This is a genomic window from Staphylococcus sp. HMSC069D12, assembly GCF_001810405.1.
Classification (GTDB): Bacteria; Bacillota; Bacilli; order Staphylococcales; family Staphylococcaceae; genus Staphylococcus; species Staphylococcus haemolyticus.
Window position 1 is genome coordinate 252,567 of sequence record NZ_KV801108.1, and the last position, 12,292, is coordinate 264,858.

General features: G+C 33.2%; 10 protein-coding genes and 1 pseudogene. 8 read left to right on the forward strand and 3 right to left on the reverse strand.

Features of this window, described 5'->3' with window-relative positions:
* Positions 1 to 175: 175 nt before the first annotated feature.
* The 4 genes from ygs (at position 176) to HMPREF2737_RS07060 (ending at position 4,810) form a co-directional block, all read left to right on the forward strand.
* Positions 176 to 556, forward strand: a complete 381-nt coding sequence (gene ygs, locus HMPREF2737_RS07045) for a S1 domain-containing post-transcriptional regulator Ygs (protein WP_011276262.1) — start codon at positions 176 to 178, stop codon at positions 554 to 556.
* Positions 557 to 731: 175 nt separating this feature from the next.
* Positions 732 to 1,859, forward strand: a complete 1,128-nt coding sequence (locus tag HMPREF2737_RS07050; protein WP_037549011.1) for an NADH-dependent flavin oxidoreductase — start codon at positions 732 to 734, stop codon at positions 1,857 to 1,859.
* Between the two features lie 408 nt (positions 1,860 to 2,267).
* Positions 2,268 to 3,458: an ornithine--oxo-acid transaminase gene (locus HMPREF2737_RS07055; protein ID WP_037549016.1), complete on the forward strand. Its 1,191-nt coding sequence runs from the start codon at positions 2,268 to 2,270 to the stop codon at positions 3,456 to 3,458.
* A gap of 107 nt (positions 3,459 to 3,565) precedes the next feature.
* Positions 3,566 to 4,810 carry a Glu/Leu/Phe/Val family dehydrogenase gene (locus HMPREF2737_RS07060; protein ID WP_037549020.1) on the forward strand — a complete coding sequence of 415 codons (1,245 nt, stop codon included), beginning with the start codon at positions 3,566 to 3,568 and terminating at the stop codon, positions 4,808 to 4,810.
* 151 nt (positions 4,811 to 4,961) lie between these two features.
* Here HMPREF2737_RS07060 and HMPREF2737_RS07065 read toward each other — a convergent pair whose 3' ends face one another.
* The 3 genes from HMPREF2737_RS07065 to HMPREF2737_RS07075 form a co-directional block, all read right to left on the reverse strand.
* A complete protein-coding gene (locus HMPREF2737_RS07065) occupies positions 4,962 to 5,924 on the reverse strand; it encodes a glycerophosphodiester phosphodiesterase (RefSeq protein ID WP_053026585.1) in 963 nt (320 codons plus the stop codon).
* A gap of 188 nt (positions 5,925 to 6,112) precedes the next feature.
* Positions 6,113 to 7,495, reverse strand: a complete 1,383-nt coding sequence (argH, locus tag HMPREF2737_RS07070; protein WP_011276257.1) for an argininosuccinate lyase — start codon at positions 7,493 to 7,495, stop codon at positions 6,113 to 6,115.
* Positions 7,488 to 8,690 (reverse strand): argininosuccinate synthase, encoded by a 1,203-nt coding sequence (locus HMPREF2737_RS07075; protein ID WP_037549023.1) that lies wholly within the window; start codon positions 8,688 to 8,690, stop codon positions 7,488 to 7,490. Before HMPREF2737_RS07075 ends, argH begins: the two co-directional genes overlap by 8 nt.
* 332 nt (positions 8,691 to 9,022) lie before the next feature.
* Between HMPREF2737_RS07075 and HMPREF2737_RS07080 the strand changes: the two genes are divergently transcribed.
* The 4 genes and pseudogenes from HMPREF2737_RS07080 (at position 9,023) to lepB (HMPREF2737_RS07095) (ending at position 12,272) form a co-directional block, all read left to right on the forward strand.
* Positions 9,023 to 10,354 (forward strand): glucose-6-phosphate isomerase, encoded by a 1,332-nt coding sequence (locus tag HMPREF2737_RS07080; protein WP_037549027.1) that lies wholly within the window; start codon positions 9,023 to 9,025, stop codon positions 10,352 to 10,354.
* A gap of 229 nt (positions 10,355 to 10,583) precedes the next feature.
* The gene (locus tag HMPREF2737_RS07085) at positions 10,584 to 11,156 is read left to right on the forward strand and encodes a TVP38/TMEM64 family protein (RefSeq protein WP_037549029.1); all 573 of its coding nucleotides are present in this window, start codon (positions 10,584 to 10,586) and stop codon (positions 11,154 to 11,156) included.
* 4 nt (positions 11,157 to 11,160) lie between these two features.
* Positions 11,161 to 11,685, forward strand: a pseudogene (lepB, locus tag HMPREF2737_RS07090) (signal peptidase I).
* Between the two features lie 14 nt (positions 11,686 to 11,699).
* A complete protein-coding gene (lepB, locus tag HMPREF2737_RS07095; protein WP_037549031.1) occupies positions 11,700 to 12,272 on the forward strand; it encodes a signal peptidase I in 573 nt (190 codons plus the stop codon).
* The last annotated feature ends 20 nt before the right edge of the window (positions 12,273 to 12,292 follow it).

Here is a 12,292-nt window from a genome sequence, read left to right on the forward strand (position 1 = left end):
TTCAATTGCAATTTTTAAAACGATAACCTTAAATGCGAACGTTAATTTAGTATTTGTCGGAAGGGTTATTATATTTTTGAAAAAATGTGGATTTTTATTGGTTTATAGTTAGTCCAAGTTTGTGATTTATGCTATTATAATTATGTTAAGTAAATCGAAGTAAGGGGTTATCAAGTTGAATAATCACTATAAAGAAGGTCAGCATATTAAAGTGCGTGTGACTGGAATTCAACCGTATGGCGCTTTTGTTGAGACCCCTGACCATACTGAAGGACTTATCCATATTTCTGAAATTATGGATGATTATGTCCACAACTTAAAAAAATTTCTATCAGAAGGACAAATCGTTAAAGCAAAAATTTTATCAATTGATGATGAAGGAAAACTAAATTTGTCTCTTAAAGATAATGATTACTTTAAGAATTATGAACGAAAAAAAGAAAAGCAGTCAGTATTAGATGAAATTAAAGAAACAGAAAAGTATGGGTTTCAAACACTTGAAGAACGCCTACCGGTCTGGATTAAACAGTCTAAACGCGCGATTCGTAATAATTGATTGACTGTTAACACGCTAAGCTAACGTTATATTTTAATATAGCGTTAGCTTTTTTATGCGTTTGATTATAAAAAAGTGACACAAATATATGCATATACAGTCAAGCAGAATATTGGAGGAGCTTTAATTCTGTGTGCTATAGTCCAGTCATAATTAAAAAGGAAAGGACTTACCTATGAATAAAAAATATGAAAAATTATTTGAAACCATAACTTTGCCAAATGGGGTTGAATTAAAAAATCGTTTTGTATTGGCTCCATTAACGCATACTTCATCTAATGATGATGGTACAATTTCTGACGTGGAAATACCGTATATTGAAAAGCGCTCTAAAGATGTTGGTCTAGCTATCAATGCTGCAAGTAATGTTAACGATATTGGTAAAGCTTTTCCGGGACAACCTTCTGTTGCGCATGATTCAGATATAGAAGGACTCAAGCGTTTAGCACAAGCTATGAAGAAGAATGGTGCTAAAGCTTTAGTTCAAATTCATCATGGTGGCGCACAAGCATTAGCTAATTTAACACCGAATGGAGATGTTGTTGCACCAAGTCCTATCACTTTAAAAAGCTTCGGACAACAACATGAACATGATGCTAGAGAAATTACGCCTGAAGAAATTGAACAAACAATTAAAGATTTCGGTGAAGCGACGCGTCGAGTAATTGAAGCTGGGTTTGATGGCGTAGAAATTCATGGTGCTAATCACTATTTAATTCACCAATTTGTATCTCCATATTATAATAGAAGAAATGATGAATGGTCTGATCACATGAAGTTTCCAACTGCTGTTATAGATGAAGTATTAAAGGCTAAATCAAAATATGCGAGCGATGATTTCATAATAGGGTATCGACTTTCTCCTGAAGAAGCTGAATCACCAGGTATTTCAATGGAAATTACCGAACAATTAATTAATACAATTACTGAAAAATCAATTGATTATGTTCATATATCTCTTGGAGATATTCATTCAACTACAAGAGAAGGTAAGTATGCAGGACAAGAGCGATTGAAATTAATTCACCAATGGGTGGATGGTCGTATCCCAGTTATTGGTATAGGATCTGTATTTACAGCTGATGACGCATTAGACGCTATTAAATCAACAGGTGTTGAACTCGTAGCACTTGGTCGTGAAATATTATTAGATTATAATTTCATCAGCAAAATTCAGGAAGGAAAAGAAGACGAAATTTTATCAGAATTTGACCCTCATCGTGAAGATAAGCATGAATTACCACCTAATTTGTGGAAACAATTTAACCAAGGTTTTTATCCGTTACCTCGTAAAGATAAATAGTATTAATGAGTGAATAAATGTTAAACTTTGCGGTCAGTTTTAATCTAGTTAAAAAGAAGATGTTCAAAATATCTTTATAAATTTAATTTGATAAATGTAGATGAATTTAGAGTTTATAATAGATTATGGCAATCATTCTTGTCATAATCTTTTTTATGTAAATACCAAAGGAATCTTAATTCATTTTATTTATCGGAAAATTTTTAATATTTTGCTTGTAAAAATATTGATAGGTATGTCATTATATCTGTAAGGGCTTTCATTTAGAAACGAAGGGCATATTTGATGTAACAATGAGTCATTTTATGCTCTTATTAATTTTGCAAATATACTTCTTTGTAAATGACATCGAAAGCCGTATTCGTATGGCCATTAGTTTTAATATAAATTAAGCAAAGGGGAGATATTATGACTAAGTCAGAACAAATCATTGAATTAACAAACCATTATGGAGCTCAAAACTACGTACCACTACCAATCGTTGTTGCAGAAGCGGAAGGTATTTGGGTAACTGATCCAGAAGGTAATAAATATATGGATATGCTTTCAGCTTATTCAGCTGTTAACCAAGGACACCGTCATCCTAAAATTATTCAAGCACTTAAAGATCAAGCTGACAAAGTAACTTTGGTTTCTCGTGCTTTTCATAGTGATAATTTAGGTGAATGGTATCAAAAAGTTTGTAAATTATCAGGTAAAGATAAAGCACTACCAATGAATACCGGTGCGGAAGCAGTTGAAACTGCATTGAAAGCTGCACGTCGTTGGGCATATGATGTAAAAGGTCTTGAACCAGATAAAGCTGAAATTATCGCATTTAATGGTAACTTCCATGGTCGTACTATGGCGCCAGTATCTTTATCATCAGAAGCTGAGTACCAACGTGGTTATGGTCCGTTATTAGATGGTTTCCGCAAAGTAGATTTCGGCGATGTTGATAAATTAAAAGAAGCTATTAATGAGAATACAGCTGCTATTTTAGTTGAACCGATTCAAGGTGAGGCAGGTATTAATATCCCACCTGAAGGTTATTTAAAAGCTATCAGAGAATTATGTGATGATCATAATATTTTATTTATTGCCGATGAAATTCAAGCTGGTTTAGGACGTTCTGGTAAATTATTTGCGACTGATTGGGATAATGTTAAACCTGATGTTTATATTTTAGGAAAAGCGCTTGGTGGCGGCGTACTACCTATTTCTGTAGTCTTAGCTGACAACGAAGTGCTGGATGTATTTACACCTGGTTCACATGGTTCTACGTTTGGTGGTAATCCATTAGCTTGTGCCGTTTCAATCGCTGCGTTAGATGTCATATTAGATGAAGATTTACCTGGCCGTTCACATGAATTAGGGGAATACTTTAAATCTGAATTACAAAAAATTAATCACCCAGCTATTAAAGAAGTACGTGGTCGTGGTCTCTTTATTGGTGTTGAATTACATGAAAGTGCTAGACCTTTCTGTGAAGCATTAAAAGAAAAAGGACTATTATGTAAAGAAACTCATGATACGGTGATTCGATTTGCTCCACCTTTAGTTATTTCTAAAGAAGAATTAGATGATGCATTAGAAAGAATTAGAAGCGTGTTTAATTAAGTTCAAAAAGTTGTAACATTCATTTTGAAAACCCTTTAAAAAGCAAAGACATGTGTTACAATATGTATGAAAGCGAAATCATTTGTTAAAAAGAGGCGAAAGTGATCATGACTGAGAATAATAATTTAGTGACTTCGACACAAAGTATCATTAAAGAAGCTTTACACAAATTGGGATTTGACGATGGTATGTATGATTTAATCAAAGAACCATTAAGATTTTTACAAGTTCGTATTCCAGTACGCATGGATGACGGTACTGTTAAAACATTTACAGGTTATCGTGCTCAACATAACGATGCTGTTGGTCCAACTAAAGGTGGGGTCCGTTTCCACCCTGAAGTAGATGAAGAAGAAGTTAAAGCATTATCTATGTGGATGACTTTGAAATGCGGTATTGTTAATTTACCATACGGTGGTGGTAAAGGTGGTATCGTATGTGACCCACGTCAAATGAGTATTCATGAAGTTGAACGTTTATCTCGTGGATATGTACGTGCAATTTCTCAATTCGTTGGTCCTACTAAAGATATTCCAGCACCAGACGTATTTACTAACTCTCAAATTATGGCTTGGATGATGGATGAATATAGTGCTTTGGATAAATTTAACTCACCTGGTTTTATTACAGGTAAACCTATCGTATTAGGTGGTTCACAAGGACGCGATCGTTCAACTGCATTGGGCGTAGTGATTGCTATTGAACAAGCAGCTAAACGTCGTGGTAAGGAAATCAAAGGTTCTCGCGTAGTTATCCAAGGATTTGGTAATGCAGGTAGTTTCTTAGCTAAATTCTTATATGACATGGGTGCAAAAGTCGTAGGTATTTCTGATGCTTATGGTGCATTACATGATCCAGAAGGTTTAGATATCGATTATTTATTAGATCGTCGTGATAGTTTCGGTACAGTTACAAACTTATTCGATAATACAATTTCTAACAAAGAATTGTTCGAGTTAGATTGTGACATTCTAGTACCAGCTGCGATTTCTAATCAAATCACTGAAGATAATGCGAATGATATTAAAGCCGATATTGTTGTTGAAGCGGCAAATGGACCTACTACACCTGAAGCTACACGAATTTTAACTGAACGCGGTATCTTATTGGTACCAGACGTACTAGCAAGTGCTGGTGGTGTAACAGTTTCATACTTCGAATGGGTGCAAAATAACCAAGGTTATTATTGGTCTGAAGAGGAAGTTAACGATAAATTACGTGAAAAATTAATAGATGCTTTTGATTCAATCTACGAATTAGCACAAAATAGAAAAATTGATATGAGACTAGCAGCTTATATTATAGGTATTAAACGTACTGCAGAAGCAGCTCGCTACCGTGGTTGGGCATAAACCGATATATAAACATAAATAAACGCTATAGCTTGTTATGGGAATGAAACAAGTTATAGCGTTTTTGTTTTGATTCAAGAGCCTGAGACTTACATTATATAATGATGCTATTTTGCAAATTCGCAGTAGGTGAATGTATTAAAATTTTTACTTACTTTTGTGAACTTATTGCTTTATATTGATCAGCATAATTCGTAAACACACCATCAACACCGTATTGGTTCAAGCGCTGCATATCGGCAGTTTTATTCACGGTAAATGGATGTACGAGGAAACCTAAATCTTTTAAATGAGCTGTATTTTGTGCATTTAAATCACTATATTCGGGACCGACGCCAATTGCATAAGAATGAATACGTTGTAAATCTGTTTCACTTTGTTGAGCTAATTCACCTTTGTCCAATAGGCGTATTAATGGCACATTTGAATTTAATTGATGCATTTTTAATAAGCTAGCTTCTGAAAATGATTGTACCAGGACATGTCCATTTTCTAGAGAATTTGAAGTAAGCATGTTATGTCGATTTAGTGTGTTTAGCAGTTGCTGTTCCATACCTGGATACACATCAGGTTGCTTAGTTTCAATATAATAATTGGCATTTGTACCATAACGTGATAATATCTCGTCTAACGTTGGCACTGTAGCCCCTTTATAACTATCTTTGGCTAATTGAGGATTTTGTTCATTAAATGATGAACCTGCATCTAATTTCTTTAATTCAGCTAATGTATAGTCCTCGACACGTCCTGAGCCGTTTGTTGTACGATCAACTGTTTCGTCATGCATTGCAACTAAATGACCATCTTTAGTGCGTTGTAAATCTATTTCAATATATGAGGCACCTAATTCATTATGACTTTTATCGTACGCTGCAAAAGTATGCTCTGGTGCATAGCCACTAGCACCACGATGTGCAATAGTAGTATGGCGCTCTCCTGTTAAATTTCTTGACCAATTAGTATGATTGTTTTGAGTTTTAGATGCATTAGTTAGATTCGTAGTTGCAGTGTTTGATGATTCACCACCACTTGCTTCAACGGGCGTATGTATAATCGCTAGACTCAAACTAGCTACTGTTAAACATGAAATGATACCTTTATTACTTGCTTTCAACAAACTCATCCTTTCCATAGTTAAATGTATAATTAAAATCTATCAGAGCAATTTTGTGTAAGAAAGTGAATTTGCAGAAGCTTTAAATAACTATTATATACTTAATGTTAACTCAATATATTTAACAAAAAGGTTGGGAATGGATAGAATTCATTCAGAATTCGTTGGCCCATACCCAACCTCTAAAATTAATCGTTATTTAATAATTTTTCAGCAACTTTAAGTTGATGACGTACTGCGTCTTGGCCTGTTGAACCATAACTTTTTCTTCGGCTAAGACAGTTTTCCGGTTTAAGATAATCATAAACATCTTGATCAATATTTGAATTTAATTCTTTGTAACGTTCAAGAGGTACATCTAATAAATAGATACCTTGTTGAATGCACTCAAAGACAATTTTACCAACAATTTCATGTGCTTTTCTAAATGGTACATCTTTAGCTACTAAATAATCAGCTAATTCCGTTGCATTTGAAAAGTCTTGATGCACAGTTTCGTTTAAACGGTCTGTATTAACGGTCATTGTATCTAACATACCTTCAAAAATTCGTAGTGAACCTTTTATAGTACGTACTGAATCAAATAAACCTTCTTTATCTTCTTGTAAGTCTTTATTATATGCAAGTGGTAACCCTTTTAATGTTACAAGCATGCTCATTAAATGTCCTGTAGCACGTCCTACTTTACCACGAATAAGTTCTGCCATATCTGGATTCTTCTTCTGAGGCATAATAGATGAACCTGTAGAGAAAGCATCAGATAGGGTAATGAATTTCGCCTCATCCGTAGACCAAAAAATAATTTCTTCAGCAAAACGTGATAAATGAATCATAGTTAATGAAATATTATGCAAAGTTTCAATAATGTAATCACGATCACTCACTGCATCTAAACTATTCTCATAAACTGAACTAAATTCTAATAATTGTTGCGTTTCGTGTCTATCGATAGGGTGTGTTGTACCACTTAATGCAGCTGCACCCAATGGTGAAATATCAATACGTTTCATACTATCAACGAAACGTGAATAGTCTCTTTCTAGCATCCAGAAATATGTCATAACATGGTGTGCAAAAGAAATCGGTTGAGCACGTTGTAAGTGTGTATATCCTGGCATGATTGTATCCACATGTGATTGAGCTAGTTTAAGAATGGATGTTTGGAATGAACGAATAAGGTCTTGAATTTCAAGTACTTCTTTTTTTACGTATAAATGCAAGTCAGTAGCCACTTGGTCATTTCTACTACGACCTGTATGCAACTTACCTCCAGCGTCACCGACACGTTGAATGAGTTCATGTTCAATGTTTAAATGAATATCTTCAAGCGATTTTTTAAACGCAAGCTTCCCATTATGAAAGTCTTGTTGAATCTCTTTTAAGCCATTAATGATTGCGTCTTTATCATCTTGTGAAATGATATTTTGATTAGCTAACATGGTAGCATGTGCAATACTACCTTGGACATCTTCATCCAACAATGTTTGGTCGAAATCTATGGAAGCATTAAATTCATCTACCCAATCTTCCGGCTGTTGTTGAAAACGGCCACCCCATGCTTTACTACTCATTACTATAACCTCCATGAAGATATGCATTTACTTGAGTAGGTAAACCATAAATATCGATGAAACCTACTGCTGCTGATTGATTGAATGCATCTTCTTTAGTGTATGTTGCTAATTTTTCATCATATAGCGTGTATGGAGATTTTCTTCCATTAACAATGGCATTACCTTTAAATAATTTAATTCTAACATCACCTTCAACATATTGTTGCGTGCTATCAATGAATAATTTTAAGCTATCAGTTAATGGTGAGAACCATAAACCATTATAAGTTTGTTCAGCAAATTGTTTTTCAATCACTGGTTTGAAATGAGCTACATCTTTAGTTAACGTTAATGTTTCAAGTGCTTTATGTGCTTTTAATATTACTTCTGCACCAGGAGTTTCATATATTTCACGAGATTTAATACCAACTAGACGATTTTCTACATGGTCGATACGTCCAATTCCGTGTTTTCCAGCTAGTTCATTCAAAGTTAATATTAATTGATCTAAGTCATAATCTTGATGATTTAATTGAACTGGAACACCGTTTTTAAATGAAAGGATAATTTCATCAGGTGTATCTGGTGTATCATCTAACTCTGCAGTCAAATCATAAGCGTCCTTTGGAGGGGCAGCATACGGATCTTCTAAAATACCACACTCATTTGCTCTACCCCATAAGTTTTGATCAATTGAATAAGGAGAATCGTGATTGATGCCAACGGGGATATTGTGTTTAATGGCATAATCAATTTCTTCTTCACGACTCCAACCCCATTCTCTTACTGGCGCAAATGCTTTTAGGTTAGGGTTTAATGCTTTAATAGCAACTTCGAAACGAACTTGGTCATTACCTTTACCAGTACAACCATGCGCGATACCGACAGAATTAGTTTGTTCAGCAATCTCAACTAATTTCTTTGCGATTAGTGGACGAGATAAAGCTGAAACGAGTGGATAACTATTTTCATACATTAAGTTACCTTTGATTGCATAACTTACAAAGTCATCACTAAATTCTTTAGTAGCATCAATAATATGACACTCAACTGCACCCATATCTAGTGCTTTAGAATATACAACATCTAAATCTTTACCTTCACCAACATCTAAACATACAGCTACGACATCATAGCCTTTATCTATAAGCCATTTAACGGCTACACTTGTATCTAATCCACCTGAATATGCTAATACGATTTTCTCTTTCATTAAAATTCACCTCATAATTTTTCTGAAAATTGATATAAATTTATACTAACAGATATCAAATGAAAATAAAACCATTTTTTTACATAAATATACAAAAATTTGAAAATGCCTTTGTCATCAACATCTCAATTGTATTAAAGGATAAGTTACAGATTAATATAGAATTATAAGTATTATTTTATTTAGAAATTATTCATTTTAAAATTATTAAAAATGTCTTAAAATTGTTGAATTAATTTGAAAATATTCGAATAGTCAGTCATGTCAATTGAATAGCAGGCTTAAAGTTAGTAAAATTAAATCAACAAGGATATACAGGAGGCTTTTATAAAATGACTCATATTCAATTAGATTATGGAAAAGCATTGGAATTCTTTGGTCAACATGAAATTGATCAACAACAAGATATCGTTAAAACAATTCATAAAACGATTCACGAAGGTACTGGTGCAGGTAGTGATTTCTTAGGTTGGGTGAATCTTCCGGAAGACTATGATAAGAAAGAATTTTCAAGAATTGTGGAAGCATCAAAACGTATAAAATCTAATTCAGACGTATTAGTAGTAATTGGTATTGGAGGTTCATATTTAGGTGCACGTGCTGCTATTGAAATGTTAACTTCATCATTCCGAAATTCAAAGGAATACCCTGAAATTGTATTCGTGGGTAATCATTTATCATCAACGTACACTAAAGAATTAGTAGACTACTTATCAGATAAAGATTTTTCAGTAAATGTTATTTCTAAATCTGGTACAACTACAGAACCAGCAGTAGCATTTAGACTATTTAAACAATTAGTTGAAGATAAGTATGGAAAAGCAGAAGCTAAAAAACGTATCTTTGCTACTACAGATAAAGCAAAAGGCGCATTAAAACAATTAGCAGATAATGAAGGTTATGAAACGTTTGTAGTACCAGATGATGTTGGTGGTCGTTATTCTGTATTAACTGCTGTGGGTCTATTACCGATTGCAACAGCTGGCATAAATATTGAATCAATCATGATTGGTGCAAACAAAGCGCGTAAAGAATTATCATCAGATAAATTAGATGAAAATATTGCTTATCAATATGCGACAATCCGTAATATTTTATATAGCAAAGGCTACACTACTGAAATGTTGATTAATTATGAACCGTCAATGCAATATTTCAATGAGTGGTGGAAACAATTATATGGTGAGTCTGAAGGTAAAGACTTCAAAGGTATATATCCATCTAGTGCAAACTATACAACTGACTTACATTCATTAGGTCAATATGTCCAAGAAGGACGTCGTTTCTTATTTGAAACAGTTGTAAAAGTAAACAACCCTAAACACGATATTACAATTGAAGAAGATAGTGATGATTTAGATGGATTAAATTACTTAGCAGGTAAAACAATTGATGAAGTTAATACTAAAGCATTTGAAGGTACACTATTAGCTCACACTGATGGTGGCGTTCCTAATGTTGTTGTAAATATTCCACGCTTAGACGAGGAAACATTTGGTTATGTTGTATACTTCTTTGAATTAGCGTGTGCAATGAGTGGATATCAATTAGGTGTTAATCCATTTAACCAACCTGGAGTAGAAGCATACAAACAAAACATGTTTGCATTATTAGGTAAACCTGGATTTGAAGATAAGAAGAAAGAGTTAGAAGAGCGTTTATAATTCTCTAGTCATTCAATAGCGTCAATTAAATATGTCTTACAAAGTCGATATGGATCAAATTCCGTATCGACTTTTCTATTATATACCTTTATATTAAAGCTAAGGAATGAGTTCTAACTACTACCTGTGACTGATTTATTGTTATATAGGTAGATTTATAAATGAAACAGTGTACAATATTTCTATGAAATAATAACTGTTAATTCAATAGGAAGGATTTGATGTAACTATGTTTCATCAAATTGAACAATGGTTTGATTTATTACAAGGCTTTGGTTATCTGGCTGGATTTATTATTTTATTTTTTAGAGCCATTGTGCCAGTACTTCCTTTAACATTGTATGTTATTTTATGTGTTCATGCGTACGGCTTTATAGCAGGTACGATTATTAGTTGGTTAGGTGTTGTAGCAGGTACTTATACAGTGTTCTTTTTCTGTAGAAAATTTGTTAATGCTAACTTTATGAAGCGGATTAAATCAAGACGATCGGTTGAACGCCTAATTCATTTTATAGATAGACAGGGCTTAGTACCAATATTTATATTAATGTGTTTTCCGTTTACACCCAATACACTAGTTAATTTTGTGGCAAGTTTCTCTCATATTAGAGGCAAATATTATTTTATAATTTTACTTATATCTAAGTTAATTTCTATTACATTTTTGGCGATAATGGGGAAAAGTGTAACCTCATTTTTCACACATCCTGTTAGAGCAATAATGGTATTAATAGTTACTATAGCGTTATGGTTTATTGGTAAGAAAGTCGAGGGCTATTTCATGGGTTCGGACAAGGAGTGACAAGGTGCGTAGAGTGACAAGTTGGATTGTAGCATTCCTATTTGCTTGTCTGTTTGTCATGTTTATACAAATGTTCTTAGTTAAAGGTGCTGTAGTTCAAACTGATGATATGTCACCAACTTTGAATAAAGGTGACCGTGTCATTATTAATAAAATTAAAGTTACCTTTAACATGTTGAAAGATGGAGATATTATCATGTATTGACATAAAAATCAATTACACTTTGGTAGATTGGTCGGCAAGCCTGGTGAATCAATTGAAGTTAGAAACGGTAAATTGTATAGAGATGATAGACAAGTTAATAAATTTTATGCTAAAAATAGAGATATTAATAATTTTGCAATAAGAGATTTACATGATTCTGATGGTGATATTATTCCGCCAAATTCATATTTTATTTTAAATGATAATGGTGATAAACAAAGTGATTCAAGGACATATGGATTAATAGATAAGGACGATATTGTAGGAGATGTTAGTTTAAAGTATTATCCATTTAAAGAATTTACCTATCAGTTAAATAAGTAGATGAGGTGTTAAAATTGAAGAAAGAAATAGTTGAATGGATTGTTGCCATAGCGGTAGGTTTATTACTTGTATGGGTAATGGTCAACTTCGTAGCTAAATCATATACTATAAAAGGCGATTCAATGGATCCGACACTAAAAGATGGTGAACACGTCATGGTTAACATTCTAGGATATAAAGTTGGAGACATAAAAAAAGGTAATGTAATCGTATTTCATGCGAATCAACAAGACGATTATGTTAAACGTGTCATTGGTGTACCTGGCGATAACGTTATTTATAAAAATGATAAACTATATGTTAATGGCAAAAAGATAAATGAACCTTATCTTGATTACAATGAAAAACATAAACAAGGTGAATATATTACGGGTTCATTTGAAACTAAAGATTTACTAAATGCAAATCCTAAATCAAATATCATACCAAAAGGTAAATACTTAGTTTTAGGTGATAACAGAGAAGTCAGTAAGGATAGTAGGGCGTTTGGTTTAATTGATAAAGATCAAGTTGTTGGTAAAGTATCATTTAGATTTTGGCCGTTTAGTGAATTCAAGTTTAACTTTAATCCAGATAATGAAAAATAAGAAAAATTAGTGATAATGAA